The organism is Allobosea sp. CRIB-10, from assembly GCF_900112185.1.
Lineage (GTDB): Bacteria > Pseudomonadota > Alphaproteobacteria > Rhizobiales > Beijerinckiaceae > Allobosea.
The window spans coordinates 90,962-109,835 of the sequence record NZ_FOKP01000007.1 but is presented as its reverse complement, the minus strand read 5'-3'; the positions used below and the strand labels follow the sequence as shown (position 1 = coordinate 109,835).

Sequence of the window (18,874 nt, the reverse complement as noted above, 5' to 3'; positions counted from 1 at the left end):
GGCGCCGATCCGGGATCCCTTTCGGAGCCTATCCGAAAGACGTTCCGGAATGGGTCCCGGGTCTCCCGCCGGTCGCCCGGGACGACCCGCGAGATTGAACCGCCCCCCTCTCGATAGGGCTCACCCTGCGTCGGGCGCCCGCCAAGGATAGCTCCAGGTCTCGGTCAGGGTCTTGCTGCCGCTCTTCAGGAAGGCGCGCATCTCGGCGAGCTGGCCCGGCTCGACCACGATGTCGATGAAGGCGCGGAAGCCCTCCGTCTTCGGGTTCGGCACCAGGAAGGCGCGGTTGATCCGGCCATAGGCGATCGAAGGCACGATCTCGACTTTCTCCGGCTGCTTCAGATAGTAGCCGAGATCGCCGCCGGCGAAGTCGACGATGAAGCGCCTTGTGTTCTCCGTCACCGCCTCGCCCGAGCCGAGCGCCTTCGGCTTGGCCTGGTAGGTGTTGATCACCCGCCCGCCCGGATGCAGATCGCCGGAATCGAGCATCGCCGTCAGCTTGTAGCCGAAGCGGAACTCGCGGCCGGGCTCGAGCGCCAGCTTCGGCGCCCAGAGCGCGACGATGTTGTCGTTGGTCTCGTCGGTGGTCGGCAATTCGATCAGCTCGACCACGCCCTCTCCCCAGTCGCCTTGCGGCTCGATCCAGTAGGAGGGCCGCAGCTCATAGTTGAGGTCGAGGTCCTGATAGTGCTCGAACACCCGGTCGCGCTGCATCAGCCCGAAGCCGCGCACATTGCGCTCGACGAAGGAGGAGGATGCGGCGATGCGTGCATTGCGCAGCGGGCGCCAAATCCATTCACCAGTGCTGGAATGGATCATCAACCCGTCCGAATCGTGCAATTCGGTGCGGAAATCGTCGTGGAAGCGCCTGTCGTTCTCGCCGGTGAAGAACATCGAGGTCAGCGGCGCAAGGCCCAGCTTCTCGATCGGCTTGCGCGGGAACAGCACCGCGCCGACATCGACGACGCTGTCGCCGTCGGGATAGATATGGAAACGGTAGGCCCCGGAGACCGAGGGCGAATCGAGCAGGGCATAGACCGTGACGCGGTCCGCATCGGCTGTCGGCGACTCCACCCAAAACTCGCGGAAGATCGGAAATTCCTCACCACCGGGCACGCCCGCGCCGATCGCAAGGCCGCGCGCCGAGAGGCCATAGCGCTGCCCGCGCCCGAGCACGCGAAAATAGCTCGCCCCGATGAAGGAGATCAGCTCGTCGAACAAGCGTGGATCGTTGAGCGGATAATGCAGACGGAAGCCTGCGAAGCCGAGATTGACCGGCAGCGGCTTGTCGAACTTGGTCCGCCCGTAATCGAAGAGATTGGCGGCATAGGGCACCGGCATCGGCACGCCGTCGCGGATCACGTTCACCGTCACCGGCCGGGTGAACAGGAAGCCGGGATGGAACATCTGCATGCGGAAGCCGGAATTCGACTGGGCGAGCAGAGCCCGCTCCGGCCGGAAGCGGATCTCGCGCCAGGCGTCGAAATCGAGCCGCGTCAGTGCCTCCGGCAAGGCCGGCCCCGCTTCATAGGGAACGGCGGCGATCTCGCGAGCTCGGCGCGTCACCTCCTCGAAGCCGAATCGCGGTTGCGGCGGCGCCTGTTCCGGCTGCTGCGCCAGCAAAGCCTGCGGCGCGGCAGTGGCGCACAGAGCGGCGCTCAGCCCGGCCAGAACCCGGCGGCGATCGGTAACCGTCATGATCGAAGCTTGCCCCTAGATATAGGCGCGCGAAGGCGCGCTGCGCCAACGACTTAGGCGATGAAATGGGGCCGGTCTAGGGCGTAGCCGCGGCCCAAGCCAGCCAGCGTTGAAAGGGCGCGGGGTCGCCCCGCGCGCTATGCGGGTCCGTCCTGTAAAAAATCCGGCCCCGGCCGTCAGAAAAAACTTGAAGCCGGGGGCGCCCGTCCGTATATGGGCTTCACCCAATTCGCACGTGCCTGTGGCCGCGTGCTGGTCGGTGGGCATCCGGACAAGAGGCCGGACAGCCGCCAGGGATGGGAAACGGATGGAGGGGGATGGACATCCCCTCAAATCACGCTCCCGGCTCTCGCAAGAGGGCCGCTCCCGAACAGCGACCGGCAGCCGGAGGCAAAACCGGCGAACCCCGAATCTCCACGGGGGACGCAGCTTAAAGCAACGACGGAGCGGGCTTTTTTGGTCTCGCCGGCTTTCCACAGGCCGGCACCGAAGAGGCTTGTCCTTCATTGCCGGCCGTGCGGGGTCTCCCCAATCGACGGTGTTTCGGGTCCGGACGTTTCGTCCGCAGTCCTTAGGCGTCTCCACAGCGCCTCGGGTCGCGGTCGTTTCAACCGGCTACACGTCGTATCGGCGCCGCTTGCGCCGAAGGGAGCTGCGTCTCATGACCGAGCGCATCCGTGAATTTCTGCGTGACCGCCGCGAGGACGGCCCCTGCGTCGTGATCGACCTCGAGGTCGTTCGCGAGAACTATGTCGCGTTCTCCCGGGCGCTGCCCGACACCCGCGTCTTCTACGCGGTCAAGGCGAACCCGGCGCCGGAAGTGCTGCGTCTCCTGGCCAAGCTCGGCTCCTGCTTCGATTGCGCTTCGGTCGTCGAGATCGAGCTGGCGCTGTCGGCCGGCGCCACGGCTGACCGCATCTCCTTCGGCAACACCATCAAGAAGGAGCGCGACGTCGCCCGCGCCATGGAGCTCGGCGTGCGCCTGTTCGCCGTCGACTGCCAGGCCGAGGTCGAGAAGGTCGCCCGTGCCGCCCAGGCCACCAAGGCCGACGGCGCGCGCATCTTCTGCCGCATCCTCTGCGACGGCGCCGGCGCCGACTGGCCGCTCTCGCGCAAGTTCGGCTGCGTGCCCGAAATGGCCGCGGACGTGCTCGAGCACGGCCATCGCCTCGGCCTGCAGGCCTATGGCATCTCGTTCCATGTCGGCTCGCAGCAGGCCAATGTGAACGCTTGGGATTCGGCCCTGGCCTCGGCCTCGGCCGTGTTCAAGGAATGCGCCACCCGCGGCCTGTCGCTGTCGATGGTCAACCTCGGCGGCGGCTTCCCGGCGCGCTATCTGAAGCCGATCCCGGGCGTGCCGGCCTATGGCGATGCGATCTTCCAGGCGCTGTCGAAGCATTTCGGCAACCGTCTGCCGGAGACCATCATCGAGCCGGGCCGCGGCATGGTCGGCGAAGCCGGCCTGATCGAGGCCGAGGTCGTGCTGATCTCGAAGAAGAGCGAGGACGACCAGGTCCGTTGGGTCTATCTCGACATCGGCAAGTTCAACGGTCTCGCCGAGACGATGGACGAGGCGATCCGCTACCCGATCCGAACGATCCGGGACGGCGACGCCACGGTTCCCTGCGTGCTCGCCGGCCCGACCTGCGATTCGGTCGACGTCATGTACGAGAAGACCCCGTACATGCTGCCGTTCAGCCTGGAGATCGGCGACAAGGTCCTGATCGAGGGCACCGGCGCCTATACGACGACCTACGCAGCCGTCGCCTTCAACGGCTTCCCGCCGCTGAAGCAGTACGTCATCTGACAAAATTGGGGCTGGCTCGCCAGCCTCGAACCAATCGGGTCCGGCGAAGCGCCCTGCCACTATCCGCAGGCTGCCCGGGAAACCGGGCGGAGCGTTCGTGCCTCCAAGAATGGAGCGCGGGCGTGGCTCCCGCCGGACCCTCTTCCACACAATCCCTTGCTTGTGGCCGCGTTCGCGCGGCGCCGGGAAGGCTCGCGACGAAGCGGGCGCTCCGGCAAGAGGTGCGTCATGATCACGATCCGCGACGAGATCGAGACCGATATCCCGGGCCGCGAGGCCCTGCTCGACCGCTGCCTCGGCGAGCGCCGCACGACGAAGTCGAGCGAGCGCCTGCGCGAAGGCCGTCTTCCGGCCGATGGCCTGGCGCTGACGGCCGAGCGCGACGGTGCGGTCGTCGCGACCGTGCGGCTCTGGCATGTCGAGGCCGCCGGCAAGCCGGCGCTGCTGCTCGGCCCGCTCGCGGTCTCGCCGGACCTGCAGGGCGAGGGTCTCGGCAAGGCGATGATGCGCGAGGCGATCTGGCGCGCCGCCTGCCGCGGCCATGGCGCGATCCTGCTCGTCGGCGATGCGCCCTATTACGAGCGCTTCGGCTTCACCGCCGGGCCGATGGCAGAGCTTTCCATGCCCGGACCGTTCGAGCGTGAGCGTTTCCTCGGCCTGGAACTGCGCGACGGCGCGCTCCAGGGCGCGAATGGCGTGCTCAAGGCCACGGGGGTGCTCGCCCCGGCAGAGGGAATGGACGGTCTCCGACGTCGCGCAGCCTGACGTCGCTCTCGGATCGTAGTCGATCCGTCATCAAATCGCGTCATTGAAGCCCGCGCGGCCTTGGCCGCGCGGGCTGCCGTCAGGTAAGGCGGTCCAGGCTGCATTCCTGACGAAGAAGACGACATGCTTATCGCCCATCTCTCCGACCTGCACATCTGCCCGCCCGGCCGCCTTGCGCTCAAGGTCTCCGACACGATCGGCATGACGCAGCGCGCCTTCGACGCGCTCGCAGCGCTGCCCGTCCGTCCGGACGTCCTCGTCATCACCGGCGATCTCACCGAGAGCGGCCTGCCGGAGGAATATGCGCTCGTCCGTTCGATGCTGGAGAAGCTCGGCCTGCCGACGCTGCTGATCCCCGGCAATCACGACGTCCGCGAGGCGATGATCGCCGGGCTCGACCTCGGTCCGCATGCCGATCTCAGCGGCGGCTTCATCCAGTTCAAGGCCGATCGGGGTCCCCTCAGGCTGATCGGCCTCGACACGCTGCTGCCGGGCTCCAGCGCCGGCGCCATCTGCGATGCGCGCCTCGACTTCCTCGAACGGGCACTGGCGGAAGCCGAAGGCCGGCCCGTCCTGCTGTTCACGCACCACCCGCCCTTCTCCTGCGGCCTCGGCTACATGGACGCGGTCATGCTCAAGGACGGCGCGGCGCGCCTCACCGAGATCGTCGCGCGCCATTCCAATATCGAGCGCGTGCTCAGCGGCCACCATCACCGCCCGGTTCAGGTCCGCTATGCCGGCACGATCGGCCAGGTCGTGCCCGGTGTCGCTCACCAGGTCATCCTCGACCTGACGCCGGGCGCCGAGGCACGCTTCCTGATGGAGCCGCCGGCCTTCATGCTCCACATCTGGCAGCCCGATGCCGGCCTGATCTCGCACACCGCCTATGTCGGCGCCTTCGAGGGCCCCTACCCGTTCAGCCTCGGCAAGGAGTGAGCCTGCCGGCATTGACGCCGAAGAGCCCGCCCCATACCAGCGTCCGCTTATCCTCAACCAGACCCACCCAGGAGTTAAAAAGAATGACGGATTGGCCCGTATACGGCGAGATCAGTGGCCCGATCGTGATGATTGGCTTCGGTTCGATCGGCCGCGGGACATTGCCGCTGATCGAGCGGCATCTCAAATTCGACAAGAGCCGGTTCGTGGTGATCGCACCCGACGACGACAACCGCGCCCTTCTGGACGAGCGCGGCATCCGCTTCATCCAGGAAGCCGTGACGCTCGAGAACTACAAGACCATGCTCACGCCCCTGCTGACCGCGGGCGGCGGCCAGGGCTTCTGCGTCAACCTCTCCTGCGACACCGGCTCGCGCGACATCATGGAGCTCTGCTCCAGCCTCGGTGCACTCTATATCGACACGGTCAACGAGCCCTGGCTCGGCTTCTATTTCGACGAGACGAAGGGTCCGGGCGAGCGCTCGAATTATGCGCTGCGCGAGATGACGCTCGCCGCCAAGCGCGCCCGTGCGCCGGGCTCGACCACGGCCGTCTCCTGCTGCGGCGCCAACCCCGGCATGGCCTCCTGGCTGGCCAAGAAAGCTCTGCTGAACATCGCCTCCGACATGCGCCTCAACGTGCCGCAGCCGACCACCCGCGAGGAATGGGCCGGGCTGATGAAGCAGGTCGGCGTCAAGGGCATCCACATCGCCGAGCGCGACACCCAGCGCTCGAAGAACCCCAAGCCGCCGGGCGTCTTCGTCAACACCTGGTCGGTCGAGGGCTTCATCTCCGAGGGCGTGCAGCCGGCCGAGCTGGGCTGGGGCACCCATGAGAAGTGGATGCCGGACAATGCCCGCACCCACGAGACCGGCTCGCAGGCGGCGATCTACCTGATGCAGGCAGGCGCCGAGACCAAGGTGCGCAGCTGGTGCCCAACTCCGGGCCCGCAATACGGCTTCCTGGTGACGCATAACGAGTCGATCTCGATCGCCGACTACTTCACCGTGCGCGACGAGGCCGGCAAGGCGATCTACCGGCCGACCTGCCACTACGCCTACCATCCCTGCAACGATGCCGTGCTCTCGCTGCACGAGATGTTCGGCAATGCCGGCCGCCCGCAGGAGGAGCACCACATCCTCGAGGAGAACGAGGTCATCGACGGCATCGACGAGCTCGGCGTGCTGCTCTACGGCCACGACAAGGGCGCCTACTGGTTCGGCTCGCAGCTCTCGACGGAAGAAGCGCGCAAGCTCGCGCCCTACCAGACCGCGACCGGCCTGCAGGTCACCTCGGCTGTGCTCGCCGGCATGGTCTGGGCGCTGGAGAACCCCAAGGCCGGCATCGTCGAGGTCGAGGAGATGGATCTCGACCGCTGCCTTGCGATCCAGATGCCCTATCTCGGACCGGTGAAGGGCTACTACACAGACTGGACGCCGCTCGATGGCCGCCCGGGCCTGTTCCCGGAGGATATCGACACCTCCGACCCCTGGCAGTTCAAGAACATCCTGGTTCGCTGAGCCCAGCGCAAAAGGCCCGCCTCACGGCGGGCCTTTTCGATTCAAAACTCGCAACCGCTCAGAAGCGCGGCGTCGAGAAGCTGTTGGCGAAGGGGTTGGCGCCCGAGCCGATGCGCGAAGGCAGCGTGCCCTCGCCGTAGAGCTCGCCGGCTGCGGAATAGACCGGGCTCGCCACGAAATGCTGCGACGCATAGCGGTTCATGCTGCCGACCGGCACGACATTGCCAGCGTCGAAATAGCTGCGCTTCTGCACGGTGACGCGCAAGGGCTTGCGCTGCTGCTGGGCCTCGGCGACCGAGACCGCGAAAGTGACGGCTGCAACTGACAGGGCCAAGCCGGCGGCAAGACGGGAAAGCGAACGCATGACGATCTCCTGAGGCGGTTGCCCCCGCCGAGGCTGCTGGCGGACCGGCTATCGCTGACGATACAATTCTTGAGTTAATGCTTTTGTTGCGGTCCGCCAGTGCGCCGCCGCAACACGAGGCCGTTACCGCGGCGGTGCCTGCTTGCCGCTAGATCACCGCGTGTCCGACAGGACGCGATGACGGTGATCTATCTCGTTATCAGAGCATCGGAGTTTTCCGAAAAGTGGACTCCACTTTTCGGTCCGATGCTTTGGTCGGCCGCAATGCCGGCGCCTTGGCGTCGGCATCGAGCCAGGAGCTCTTGCGCCCGGTCGCGGCCAGCCGCGGCACCGAGCAGCCCTGCCGGCGGTTGAGCTCGGTGCGGGCAAAACTGGCACGCAATTCGGGATCGTCGCCGGCGCTGAGAAGATCGATCCGGTCGATCAGGCAGATCAGTTGCGCCCGGTCGGCCGGCCGCGCCTCGCTGCCGCACCACCAGCCGGAGAAGGACAGATGCGCCGCCCCATCGAGATGGCGGAAGGCGATGCACGCCCGTCCGGACGTGCCGTCGCTGAGGCCGATATCGGCGGTCTCGACGATACCGAACTTGGTCTCGATCGTGGTGGCAGCACCGCTGCGCCCGACCGAGAGCCCGCGCGCCGCGCTCTCGCGCACCAGCGTGATCACGAAGGGCTGCGACTGGCCGGCCAACGCCTTCTGGACCTGCGCATCGCGGTTGACCTGGAATTTGAGCGAGAGGAACGACTTGTCGCCATCGAACTCGCCGAAACTCAGCAGGTCTTCCCGCCGCTGGCCGTCCTGGCTGCGCCGCGCCTCATAACCGCTGCGCTTGTCGAGTTCGGGCGAGTCCAGCCCGAACAGCGCGATCGGACGGCCGATCGCCACCCAGCCATCCTGCCCGGCCGCGATCGGCAGCGCCTGAAGGCGAACATCACGGACCGTGGAAGCAACCGAAGCCTCTGTCGGTGAGGCAAGACTAGCGAGCGCGGGCTCGGACGAACCGGACGAGAGGCCGGCAACGAGCATCGCGGTCAGGCTGATGCCGGTCAGGGCTGCAAGACCGCGCCAAACGAGGCCGCCGGTCAGGCCGATCACGCCGGAGCGCAGCGCACGCCGGATCGGCCGCAAGATCCGCGCAAGACCGGCCTCGGTCACGTCGGCGAGATCGACCAGCCGCGCGGCGAGATCGAAGCGACCCGGCGCGACTTCGGCCAGGCCCTGCAGACGCGGCTGAAGGCGTTGGCCGCTTTCCTGCAGGCGCAATTTGACTCGCTGCCAGATGGCGCTGATCTCGTCCCCGGACACGACAGAACCCGACCCGTTGGGCGGCCCGCACCCCCGCAAGCCGCCTCGCCACCACTCGCAGGCCAGCTTTCGCCGGCCGCGATGAGCAGGTCGTTACCGGGCGAGATCCTTCGCGAAACAGGGTCAATGGCCAGTAAGGAGGCAGGGTTAATGGCGATGCGCCCGCAGGACGATTGACTTTTTACGGCGGCTTGTGTTTGGGATTGCGGGCCGGGCACCTATCTCCCGGCTTCGCGATGATGCTCAGGTTGGCTCAGTGACGTTCCGTCTGACGACGAAAACCACGACCAAAACGACGGCCGGGAAAACCCGGACGTCGCACTGACACGTCGCCTCGAATCCGGGTTCTCCCCCCCGGCCGGGGTCAACCGGCCGAACCCGCAAGCGAGATCAGCGGCGACGGCTCCCCGGGGAGGCACAACCGGTTTCGCCAGAAGGAATTCACGAAGATGAGCTTCAAGGTCGCGGTCGTCGGCGCCACGGGCAATGTGGGCCATGAAATGCTCGACATTCTCGCCGAGCGCGCTTTCCCCGTCAGCGAGGTGGTGGCGCTCGCCTCTTCCCGTTCGGTCGGCACCGAGGTCTCTTTCGGCGACAAGACGCTGAAGGTGAAGGCGCTCGAGCATTACGATTTCTCCGACACCGATATCTGCCTGATGTCGGCCGGCGGCGCGGTTTCGAAGGAATGGTCGCCGAAGATCGGCGCGCAAGGCGCCGTCGTGATCGACAACTCCTCGACCTGGCGCATGCATCCCGACGTGCCGCTGGTCGTGCCGGAGGTCAACGCCGCCGCGGCCGCCGGCTTCAGCAAGATGAACATCATCGCCAACCCGAACTGCTCGACGGCGCAGCTCGTCGTGGCGCTGAAGCCGCTGCATGAGCGCTTCGGCGTCAAGCGCGTCGTCGTCTCGACCTATCAGTCTGTCTCCGGCGCCGGCAAGGAGGCGATGGACGAGCTCTTCAACCAGACCCGCTCGGTCTTCGCCGCCGGCGAGGTCGAGGCCAAGAAGTTCCCCAAGCGCATCGCCTTCAACCTCATTCCGCAGATCGACGTCTTCATGGAGGACGGCTTCACCAAGGAAGAGTGGAAGATGATGGCGGAGACCAAGAAGATCCTCGATCCGAAGATCAAGCTGACCGCCACCTGCGTGCGCGTGCCGGTCTTCATCGGCCATTCCGAGAGCGTCAACATCGAATGCGAGAAGCCGATCACGGCCGACGAGGCGCGCGAGGTGCTGCGCACGGCGCCCGGCATCCTCGTCATCGACAAGCACGAGCCCGGTGGCTACATCACCCCGCATGAGGCGGCCGGCGAGGATGCGACCTATATCTCGCGCATCCGCGAGGATGCCACGGTCGAGAACGGCCTCGCCTTCTGGTGCGTCTCGGACAATCTGCGCAAGGGCGCCGCGCTCAATGCGGTCCAGATCGCCGAGGTGCTGGTCAACCGCAAGCTGATCCAGCCGCGCAAGCAAGCCGCCTGAGTTCAGCGCGATTCCTTTAAAGAAAATTTCAAGGCGGGCCTCGCGCCCGCCTTTTTCTTGCGCGCACGCATGGCGGCCGTGCCGGATTTGCGCAAGGGATCGTCCCGGTCATCGGCTAGGCTCGCCCCGCCCATCGAGATTCGCCGAAGACCTTGCCCGACACCTTGACCAGAGTGCCTCTGCCGGTCGAACCAGTTCCGGCTGAGCCGCCGCAACGCCCTGCGCCGCGACGCGACAACAGCCTGCGCGGCATCGGCCTGATGCTGCTCGGCAGCGTCTTCCTCTCCGCCGCCGACGTCGCCTCGAAATACCTCACCGCGACGACGCCGGCGATCCAGGTCGTCTGGCTGCGCTATGCCGCCTTCGCGCTGATCATGCTGGCCGTCGCGGCTCCAGGCGGCTTCAAGCAGCTGAAGCCGCGGCGCGCGAGCATGCAGATCCTGCGCGGCGTCGCCGTCACGGTCTCCTCGATCCTGTTCGTCTCATCGCTGAAATACCTGCCGATTGCAGACGCGACCGCGACGAGCTTCGTCTCGCCGCTCTTCGTCACCGCTCTCTCGATCCCGCTCCTCGGCGAGAAGATCGGCTGGCGGCGCTGGACCGCGACGGCCGTCGGCCTGATCGGCGTGCTGATCGTCGTTCGTCCCGGGGGCAGCGATTTCCAGCTCGCCTCTATGCTGCCGGTGCTGTCGGCCGTGACCTGGGCCTTTGCGCTGATCGTCACCCGCATGATGAGCGCGACCGAGAACCCGGTGACGACGCTCGCCTGGTCGGCGGTGGTCGGCTGCATCGTGCTATCCGCCCTCCAGCCCCTCACCTGGCAGCCGCTGTCGACGGAGGCGCTGCTGGTCGGCCTGTTCATCGGCGTCTCCTCGACCGTCGGCCACTGGTTCGTGATCCAGGCCTTCCGGCATGCCGACGCCTCGCTGCTGGCGCCGTTCTCCTATGTCCAGCTGCTCTGGGCCTCGGCCTTCGGCTTCGTCCTGTTCTCGGTGCTGCCGGACGCCTTCACCTGGCTCGGCTCCGCGATCATCATCGCGTCAGGCCTCTATACCGCCCATCGCGAGCGCATCAGGGCACGCAAGGTGACCGGGCACTGAGCCCGCAACGGCGCGTTGAGCCACCTCAGGGCTTCTTTACGCCGTAACGCATCATGAACATCGCCACCGCCTCGCCGACGACACGCGCAATCTCATCCTCGCTCGGCGGGGTGCGCACTGCGTTGAACAGGCGCGGGCGCATCAGGGTCGATTGCGCGAGATCGACGAACTGCGCCGCGGCAAGGGCGGTGTCGTCGATCGCCAGTTCGCTCTTGGCGACACGCTGGTCGAGGAATGCGGCGAGCCGCTGCGCGCCCTGCATCGGGCCGCGCTCGTAGAATTCGCGGCCAAGATCGGGCATGCGCTCGGCGACGCCCAGCACGATCCGATGGGCGCTCAGCGCGAATGGATTGGTAAGTAGACGCACCAGCCCGCTGCCGAAGTTCGTCAGCGCCTGTTCGAGGCCAGGCTCCTCCGCCAGCGCTTCGTACATACCCTGCTTCTGCTTTTCGCGCTCGCGCTCGATCAGCGCGACGAAAAGGTGCTCCTTGTCCTCGAAATAGACATAGAGCGTGCCCTTGGAGACGTTCGCCGCCGCGGCGATGTCGTTCATGCTGGCCGCGTCGAAGCCCCGCGCGGTGAACACAGCATGCGCCCCTTCGAGAATCTGGTGCCGCTTCTCCGGGTCGGCGCCGGCAACCCGCCGGTTACGGGAGATCGCCTTGACATGCCGGGGCTCCAGCGTCGCGCTCATCCTGTTCCATCCGTCTTGCGCATGTTCGCGCTTGCAAAAATAATCGAACCGATCGGTTCGATTTCCTCTTGATATGCCTCGCCGATGGCGCTATTTCAAGCGCAATCGAACCAAGCGGTTCGAAATCAGATCGTCAGGCCATTGACACCATGACTGTCGAATCCACAGTTGAAAAGCGCTCCGAGCTCCGTCGCGACCGGCTGAAGCTGGTCGACCCCGTGCTCGAACAGACGCCAGCCCCCGTCGAAGCCCGCAAGGCCGACGAGGAGCGCGCCGCCGCCTCGCAGACGGGCGACAAGCCTGCTCCCAAGCGCAGCGGCGCCAAACGCGTCGCGCTGATCCTCGTCGCCGGCACCGCATTCGCCGCCGGTCTCTGGTTCGGTGTCGACTGGTGGCGCAATGGCCGCTTCATCGTCTCGACCGACGACGCCTATGTCGGCGCCGAGATGGCGACGATCTCGGCCAAGCTGCCCGCCAACATCGCCGCGATCTCAGTGAAGCAGAACCAGGAGGTCAAGGCCGGCCAGCCTCTGGTCAAGCTCGACGACGGCGACCAGCGCATCGCGCTGGAGAGCGCAAAGGCCAAGAGCGCCACCGCCAAGGCGACCCTCTCGCGCATCGATGCACAGGTCGAGGCCGCCCGCGCCAGCCTGCAGCAGGCGCAGGCGCAGCAGACCTCCGCCGAGGCCGCCGTCACCCGCACCGCCGCCGATTACGATCGCGCCAGCAATCTCGCCGCCAAGTCCTATGGCTCGCAGGCGACGCTCGACGCCGCCACCGCGGCACGTGACCAGGCCGTCGCCTCGCTCGCCAGCGCCAAGGCCGGCATCGTCCAGGCCCAGGCCAATATCGAGGTGCTGAAGGCCCAGCGCGTCGAGGCCGCCCGCCAGATCGACGAGCTCAAGGTCGCCGAGGACAAAGCGGCGCGCGACCTCTCCTTCATGTCGATCTCGGCGCCGATCGACGGCCTCGTCGCCAACACCAACATGCAGCTCGGCGACCTCGTCGGCGCCGGCAAGCGCCTGATGTCGATCGTTCCGCTCGACCAGGTCTATGTCGACGCCAACTTCAAGGAGACGCAAGTCGGCCCGTTGAAGATCGGCGACAAAGCGAAGATCACTGTCGACGCTTTGCCCGGCCAGGTGTTCGACGGCACGGTCAGCGGCATCGCCGGCGGCACCGGCTCGGTCTTCACCCTGCTGCCGCCCGACAACGCCACCGGCAACTTCACCAAGATCGTCCAGCGCGTGCCGGTCCGCATCGCCCTCTCGCAGGAGGCGGCGGGCAAGCACGTGCTGCGTCCGGGCATGTCGGTCGTGGTCTCGATCGATCCGCGCCCGAGCGCACAGAAATAAGTTTCCGGGCCCTCGACCCGAGGAGCCGTTCCCGACCGGGGAATGGCGATGTGCCAAGGCTCAATCGCCCCTTCTGGGCCAAAGCGCACCGCGCCTCACGGCGCTCCTCGGGCCGGGGGCCCGGCTTCAAACCAAAGCTGAAGCCCGAAGCTGGAGGCCGGCATGGCCACCGCCACGACCACCATCCCGGCCGCTGCCGCGCCGGCCGAGGACGCCATTCCGATGCGCCGGATCTTCGCCTTCATGGCGATGGTCTTCGGCATGTTCATGGCGATCCTCGACATCCAGATCGTCTCGGCCTCGCTCGCCGAGATCCAGGCGGGCCTGTCGGCCTCCAGCGACGAGATCGCCTGGGTCCAGACCGCCTATCTGATCGCCGAAGTGATCATGATCCCGCTCTCCGGCTATCTCAGCCGGGCGCTCTCGACCCGCGTCTTCTTCTCGATCGCCGCCGCCGGCTTCACCATTTCGAGCGTGCTCTGCGCCATGTCGAGCTCGATCAACGAGATGATCCTGTGGCGCGCGGTCCAGGGCTTCATCGGCGGCGGCATGATCCCCGGCGTCTTCGCCGCTGCCTTCACCATCTTCCCGGCCTCGAAACGGCCGATCGTCTCGCCGCTGATCGGGCTCATCGCGACGCTCGCCCCGACCATCGGCCCGACGGTCGGCGGCTATCTCAGCCATGCCTTCTCCTGGCACTGGCTCTTCCTGGTCAATGTCATCCCCGGCATCGGCGTCACCATCGCCGCCTGGAACCTGATCGACTTCGACAAGCCAGACCACAGCCTGCTCAAGCGCTTCGACTGGGTCGGGCTCGGCGCCATGGCCGCCTTCCTCGGCAGCATGGAATACGTGCTCGAGGAGGGTACGCGGCTCGACTGGTTCGAGAGCCACGAGATCGTGCTCTTCACCGTCGTGATGATCGTCGGCGCGGTGCTGTTCTTCTGGCGGGCGCTGACGCGCGACGATCCGCTCGTCGACCTCTACGCCTTCAGGAACCGCAACTTCGCCTTCGGCTCGCTGTTCTCGTTCACCATGGGCATCGGCCTTTACGGCCTGACCTATCTCTACCCGGTCTATCTCGGGCGCATCCGCGGCTATGACGCGCTGATGATCGGCGAGACCATGTTCGTCACCGGCCTCGCCATGTTCCTGACCGCGCCGATCGCCGGGCGCCTCTCGGCCAAGCTCGACCCGCGCATCATGATGATGATCGGCTTCGGCGGCTTCGCGCTCGGCACCTGGCTTGCCTCGGCCATCACCGCCGACTGGGATTTTCACGAACTGTTGATCCCGCAGATCCTGCGCGGCTGCTCGCTGATGCTGTGCATGGTGCCGATCAACAACCTCGCCCTCGGCACCCTGCCGCCGCAGCAGCTGAAGAACGCATCGGGCCTCTACAACCTCACCCGCAACCTCGGCGGCGCGGTCGGGCTCGCGGTCATCAACACCCTGCTCAACAGCCGCACCGACCTGCACATCACCCGCCTGCACGAAGCGGTCGCAGCCGGCCGCCAGATCGCCGAGGAAAACCTCGCCGCGATGGTCCAGCGGTTCGCAGAATATGGCGACGCCGCCCAAGCCATGGCGCTGAAGCTGCTGACCCAGCGTGCCCACAAGCAGGCGCTGATCATGGCCTTCGGCGACGTCTTCCTCGGCCTGACCGTGATCTTCGGCGCCCTGGTCGTGCTCGCGATTTTCATGAGCAAGCCGCCAGCGCCTAAGCCCGGAGCAGGCGGCGGCGGCCACTGATTGAAGCTCTCCCGTCTTTCCGAGGCAGGCCGCAGGCCTGAGCCCGGAACCCAGAGCTGATGCCATCTCCGGAAGAGCGCGTCGATCGTCGCGGCAAGATTGCTGCCGGCATCGGTTCTGGGTTCCGGGCTCGCTGCTGCGCAGCGTCCCGGAATGACACTCCTGCGTCGTGGACAACCCCCTGATGCGTCTTGCCGCAGCTGCGAAGAGATTGACAGTCGGCTTCGGAGGCGTCAAAAATACTAACAATATCAGTAGTTTAGATGAATTCTAAACTGCAGTGAGACCGATCTGCGAGTTGGAAGGCGTTCATGAGCATTCTGTCCCTCAAGGATGGCAACCCGGTGCGGACCCAGGCGGAGCAGATTCCGTGGCCGCAGAAAGCCCCGGCCGCCTGCCCGATCAGCGCGGTCAAGGCGCGCCTGCGCAGCGTCGGCCTCAGGCCCACGCGCCAGCGCATGGCGCTCGGCTGGCTGCTCTTCGCCAAGGGCGACCGCCATGTCAGCGCCGAGATGCTCTATGAGGAGGCGCTGCGGGCCCGCGAGCCGCTCTCGCTCGCGACCGTCTACAACACGCTGCGCCAGTTCTCCGAGGCCGGCCTGCTGCGCCAGGTCTCGGTGTCGGGTCCCAAGACCTTCTTCGACACCAATGTCTCGGAGCACCACCACTTCTACAATGAGGACGACGAGACCGTCGTCGACATCCCCGGTTCCGAGATCCAGGTCTCCGGCCTGCCGGTCGCCCCGGAGGGCATGATGGTCTCCTCGGTGGAAGTGATCGTCCGCCTGCGCCGCGCCGATGCTGAGGAGACGGCGACGAAGCTCGCCGGGGGCCAACGGGCGTGATCGTTTGCTCCTGCAACGTCCTCTCCTGCCGGCAGATCAAGGGCACGATCGCCCCTGACGGTAGCGGTCCGCGCACTGCGGGCGAGGCTTATGACTGCCTCGGCTGCAGCCCGGATTGCGGACGCTGCGCCCGCGAGGTCCGCTCTCTGCTCGCCGAGGCGCGCGCCGCCTGCGCCAGCCAGTGCCATAGCTGCGCCAGCCATAATGTTGAATGCGCCGTGCACGTCTCGGTCGGCTTGATGATGGCAGCCATCGAAGAGAACGACGACCGCGTCGCCGCCTGATCGGTGCGGCGCGATTTTTCTCCCGCGACCTGCGCGATCTCCCCTTCCCTTTCGCTCCCCTTCGCTCTACATTAGGATCATTCTAATGTAGACGATTGCGAGGAGAGCGGCATGAAGGGCGACAAGAAGGTCATCGAATACCTCAACAAGGGCCTGCGCTCCGAGCTCACGGCCATCAACCAGTATTGGCTGCACTACCGGATGCTCGACAATTGGGGGCTGAAGGACATGGCCAAGACCTGGAAGAAGGAATCGATCGAGGAGATGGTCCATGCCGACCGTTTCGTCGACCGCATCCTCTTCCTCGAAGGCTTCCCGAACCTGCAGACCCTCGACGCGCTTCGCATCGGCGAAAACGTCAAGGAAGTGATCGAGTGCGACCTCAAGGCCGAGGTCGAGGCCCGCGCCCTCTATCAGGAAGCGGCGAAGTACTGCCGCGATGTCGGCGACTACCCGTCCGAGGACCTGTTCAAGGCGCTGATGAAGGATGAGGAAGGCCATATCGACTTCCTCGAGACCCAGCTCGACCTGATCGGTCGCATCGGCCTCGAGCTCTACACCCAGAAGCATGTCGGCGGGCTCGAGGGCGACGAGCACTGAGCGGCGACAGCCGTTTCAAAGGGGCGATCGACCGGGCCTGGTGACAGGCCCGGTTTTTTGTTGCGCAGGCGGCTCCCCAAACGCCGCGCTCCGTGTCAGAGAGCGGTCACCAGCAGCGAGGCCGAAGAATGGCAACGATCATAGCCGTGGCGCGGGACGACGTTCACCGCTTCAGCAAGCCGCTCCTACCGTCCATTCGGCTGCTCACCGGGCTCGGTATTGAAGGCGATGCCCATTGCGGCGAAACCGTGAAGCACCGCTCGCGCGTCAAGGTCGATCCGACCCAGCCCAATCTGCGCCAGGTCCATCTGATCCATGAGGAGCTGTTCGGCGAGCTCGCAGCTGGCGGCTTTTCTCTCCAGCCCGGCGATCTGGGCGAGAACGTTACCACGCGCGGCATCGATCTGCTCGCTTTGCCCGTCGGCACGCGCCTGCGGCTCGGCGCCGAGGCGCTGGTCGAGATCACCGGTCTGCGCAACCCGTGCATCCAGATCGAGGCCTTCCGGCCCGGCCTGCTCAAGGCCGTGCTCGGCCGCGACGCCGACGGAAACTTGATCCGCAAGGCGGGGGTCATGGCGATCGTGCTCGAAGGCGGCGAGATTCGGCCCGGCGATTCGATCGGCCTCACCTTGCCGGCCCTGCCGCACCGAGCCCTCGAACGCGTTTGAGGCGGCGAAGCCTCTCGGCTCGCCGCCTCATCGATTTCGTCAGAACATCGCATTGGTCAAGGCTGATGTCAGCCTGACCAGGGCAAAAGCTCGCGCTCAGCTCCTTAGAGGAAGCTGATGTTCGCAGCCTCGGGGCCCTTCTTGCCGGCACGGATCGAGAAGCGCACGCGCTGCCCGTCCATCGGCGGCTGCAGGCCGCTGCGGCTCAGCGACGAGACGTGCAGGAACACGTCCGGTCCGCCCTTGTCGGGGGCGATGAAGCCGAAGCCACGATCGGTGTTGAAGAACTTCACCGCGCCGTCGAACGGGCCTTCCATCGGGGCGCTGGCGCCACGATCGAAACCGCCGCGATCGCCGCGGTCGAAGCCGCCTCGGTCGCCGCGGTCGTAGCCGCCGCCACCGCCATAGCCGCCGCCGAAATCGTCGCGCGGCGGACGCGGCGAGAACGGACGCCCACCGCCGCCGGGGCCACCGGCGCCACGCGGCGCAGCGGGGGTTGCGGTCGAGGCATCGATCTCATGGACCGCGACAACCTGCAGGCCGCGCCTGCCTTCGCCGAGATCGCAGATGATGGTCGCACCGGGCTGCAGGTCCTGCGGATCCTGCGGGCCGATGGACGAAACGTGGACGAAAACATCGCCAGATCCGTCCGCCGGAGAAGCAAAGCCGAAGCCTTTCTCCGGGTCGAACCACTTGATCTTGGCTTCGACATTCTCGTGGGTGACGAAGGGCGCCGGGGCGGCGGGCTTACGACGATCGAACATGCAGCTTCAAATCATAGTGACCGGGAGCGCGCAATCTAGCGCAAGCCGCCGGGTTCGTCATCGGGGCGGCGCAGCAAAAATGCATGTCCGGCGAAATGCTGCCGGATGGCGTTTTTTTCCCAGCGACCGCCACTTCTGTAGGCGGAATATCTAAAAAGACACCCAACTCGGACGCTACGTCAACCTCCGGATTCCGGTTCGGCCTCCGAGCACCGGATCATCTGCACCTTTTTCGGCATCTCGCCGACCGCCGGCACGAACTGCCCGCTCTGCGGATCGAGCAGCATCAGCATGCCGCTGGCGACCGCGAAATAGGCGCCGTGCAGATGCAGCCGGCCCTTGCTCTCCAGGATGTTGATGCAGGGGAAGGTGCGCAGGTTCGCGAGCGACTGCTGCACCGAGAGCAAAGCGAGGCGCTCGACATAATCGTCCAGGGTCTCGTTCCGGCCGCGTCCGCCCGAGCGCCTTGCCGCAGGCTCGACCAGCGTGATCCACCGGCCGATGAAATCGCCGGACGAGAGCGGCCCTTGCGTATCGTCGGCGAAGGCCTTGATACCGCCGCAGCGGCCATGCCCGAGCACGACGATATGTTCGACCTTGAGCGCCTGGACGCCGTATTCGAGCGCAGCGGAGGTGCCGTGCAACTGGTCGTCGGGCGAGAAGGGCGGGATCAGGTTGGCGATGTTGCGGACCACGAACATCTCGCCCGGGCTCGCATCGAAGATCACCTCCGGCGAGACGCGCGAATCGCAGCAGCCGATCAGCATGATCTTCGGCGTCTGCCCGCTCTCGGCGAGCTTTTCGTAGCGGCTCTGCTCGCGGATGAAGCGATCGTCGAGGAAGGCGCGATAGCCCTCCGTCAGGCGCTGCGGGAATGGCTGGGGCTGGGGGCTTGGCTCGTCCATGGCCGCTAGTTGGGCCAGAAGCCGCAG

The 18,874-nt window shown here is 66.3% G+C and carries 18 protein-coding genes; 12 read left to right on the top strand and 6 right to left on the bottom strand.

Going from position 1 to position 18,874, the window contains the following annotated elements:
• Window positions 1–120 precede the first annotated feature (120 nt).
• The gene (locus BMZ69_RS11665) at window positions 121–1,698 is read right to left on the bottom strand and encodes an OpgD/OpgG family glucan biosynthesis protein (RefSeq protein WP_092156804.1); all 1,578 of its coding nucleotides are present in this window, start codon (window positions 1,696–1,698) and stop codon (window positions 121–123) included.
• A 661-nt stretch (window positions 1,699–2,359) separates the two neighbouring features.
• Between BMZ69_RS11665 and BMZ69_RS11660 the strand changes: the two genes are divergently transcribed.
• From BMZ69_RS11660 to BMZ69_RS11645, 4 genes are all read left to right on the top strand, one after another.
• Entirely contained in the window at window positions 2,360–3,505 is a 1,146-nt protein-coding gene (locus BMZ69_RS11660; RefSeq protein ID WP_092156803.1) for a type III PLP-dependent enzyme, read from the top strand.
• 228 nt (window positions 3,506–3,733) lie between these two features.
• Window positions 3,734–4,270, top strand: a complete 537-nt coding sequence (locus BMZ69_RS11655; protein WP_092156802.1) for a GNAT family N-acetyltransferase — start codon at window positions 3,734–3,736, stop codon at window positions 4,268–4,270.
• A gap of 123 nt (window positions 4,271–4,393) precedes the next feature.
• Window positions 4,394–5,206: a phosphodiesterase gene (locus BMZ69_RS11650; protein WP_092156801.1), complete on the top strand. Its 813-nt coding sequence runs from the start codon at window positions 4,394–4,396 to the stop codon at window positions 5,204–5,206.
• Between the two features lie 83 nt (window positions 5,207–5,289).
• On the top strand, window positions 5,290–6,726 hold the full coding sequence (locus BMZ69_RS11645; protein WP_092156800.1) for a homospermidine synthase: 1,437 nt from the start codon (window positions 5,290–5,292) through the stop codon (window positions 6,724–6,726).
• A 58-nt stretch (window positions 6,727–6,784) separates the two neighbouring features.
• Here BMZ69_RS11645 and BMZ69_RS11640 read toward each other — a convergent pair whose 3' ends face one another.
• Entirely contained in the window at window positions 6,785–7,090 is a 306-nt protein-coding gene (locus BMZ69_RS11640) for a hypothetical protein (RefSeq protein WP_092156799.1), read from the bottom strand.
• Between the two features lie 199 nt (window positions 7,091–7,289).
• Window positions 7,290–8,396 carry a hypothetical protein gene (locus BMZ69_RS11635; protein ID WP_092156798.1) on the bottom strand — a complete coding sequence of 369 codons (1,107 nt, stop codon included), beginning with the start codon at window positions 8,394–8,396 and terminating at the stop codon, window positions 7,290–7,292.
• A gap of 449 nt (window positions 8,397–8,845) precedes the next feature.
• Between BMZ69_RS11635 and BMZ69_RS11630 the strand changes: the two genes are divergently transcribed.
• Complete coding sequence (locus tag BMZ69_RS11630; RefSeq protein WP_092156797.1) at window positions 8,846–9,880, top strand: aspartate-semialdehyde dehydrogenase; 1,035 nt, start codon at window positions 8,846–8,848, stop codon at window positions 9,878–9,880.
• Between the two features lie 173 nt (window positions 9,881–10,053).
• Entirely contained in the window at window positions 10,054–10,980 is a 927-nt protein-coding gene (locus BMZ69_RS11625) for a DMT family transporter (RefSeq protein WP_244543333.1), read from the top strand.
• Window positions 10,981–11,005: 25 nt separating this feature from the next.
• Here the strand turns inward: BMZ69_RS11625 and BMZ69_RS11620 are convergent, their stop codons facing one another.
• Complete coding sequence (locus tag BMZ69_RS11620) at window positions 11,006–11,674, bottom strand: TetR/AcrR family transcriptional regulator (protein ID WP_092156796.1); 669 nt, start codon at window positions 11,672–11,674, stop codon at window positions 11,006–11,008.
• A 149-nt stretch (window positions 11,675–11,823) separates the two neighbouring features.
• Between BMZ69_RS11620 and BMZ69_RS11615 the strand changes: the two genes are divergently transcribed.
• The 6 genes from BMZ69_RS11615 to BMZ69_RS11590 all read left to right on the top strand — a co-directional run bounded on the left by BMZ69_RS11615 (window position 11,824) and on the right by BMZ69_RS11590 (window position 17,178).
• Window positions 11,824–13,029, top strand: coding sequence for an HlyD family secretion protein (locus tag BMZ69_RS11615; RefSeq protein ID WP_092156795.1), 1,206 nt, complete (start codon window positions 11,824–11,826; stop codon window positions 13,027–13,029).
• 162 nt (window positions 13,030–13,191) lie between these two features.
• The gene (locus BMZ69_RS11610; protein WP_092156794.1) at window positions 13,192–14,781 is read left to right on the top strand and encodes a DHA2 family efflux MFS transporter permease subunit; all 1,590 of its coding nucleotides are present in this window, start codon (window positions 13,192–13,194) and stop codon (window positions 14,779–14,781) included.
• Between the two features lie 311 nt (window positions 14,782–15,092).
• The gene (gene irrA, locus BMZ69_RS11605; protein WP_092156793.1) at window positions 15,093–15,626 is read left to right on the top strand and encodes an iron response transcriptional regulator IrrA; all 534 of its coding nucleotides are present in this window, start codon (window positions 15,093–15,095) and stop codon (window positions 15,624–15,626) included.
• Window positions 15,623–15,910 (top strand): (2Fe-2S)-binding protein, encoded by a 288-nt coding sequence (locus tag BMZ69_RS11600; protein WP_175506768.1) that lies wholly within the window; start codon window positions 15,623–15,625, stop codon window positions 15,908–15,910. The genes irrA and BMZ69_RS11600 overlap by 4 nt, the downstream gene beginning before the upstream one ends.
• A 111-nt stretch (window positions 15,911–16,021) precedes the next feature.
• Window positions 16,022–16,510: a bacterioferritin gene (gene bfr / locus BMZ69_RS11595; protein WP_092156792.1), complete on the top strand. Its 489-nt coding sequence runs from the start codon at window positions 16,022–16,024 to the stop codon at window positions 16,508–16,510.
• Between the two features lie 128 nt (window positions 16,511–16,638).
• A complete protein-coding gene (locus BMZ69_RS11590; RefSeq protein WP_092156791.1) occupies window positions 16,639–17,178 on the top strand; it encodes an MOSC domain-containing protein in 540 nt (179 codons plus the stop codon).
• A 104-nt stretch (window positions 17,179–17,282) separates the two neighbouring features.
• Here the strand turns inward: BMZ69_RS11590 and BMZ69_RS32365 are convergent, their stop codons facing one another.
• Together BMZ69_RS32365 and BMZ69_RS11580 are read right to left on the bottom strand one after the other, a co-directional pair.
• The gene (locus BMZ69_RS32365; protein ID WP_092156790.1) at window positions 17,283–17,942 is read right to left on the bottom strand and encodes a cold-shock protein; all 660 of its coding nucleotides are present in this window, start codon (window positions 17,940–17,942) and stop codon (window positions 17,283–17,285) included.
• 179 nt (window positions 17,943–18,121) lie between these two features.
• On the bottom strand, window positions 18,122–18,847 hold the full coding sequence (locus tag BMZ69_RS11580) for a carbonic anhydrase (protein ID WP_092156789.1): 726 nt from the start codon (window positions 18,845–18,847) through the stop codon (window positions 18,122–18,124).
• Window positions 18,848–18,874 lie beyond the last annotated feature (27 nt).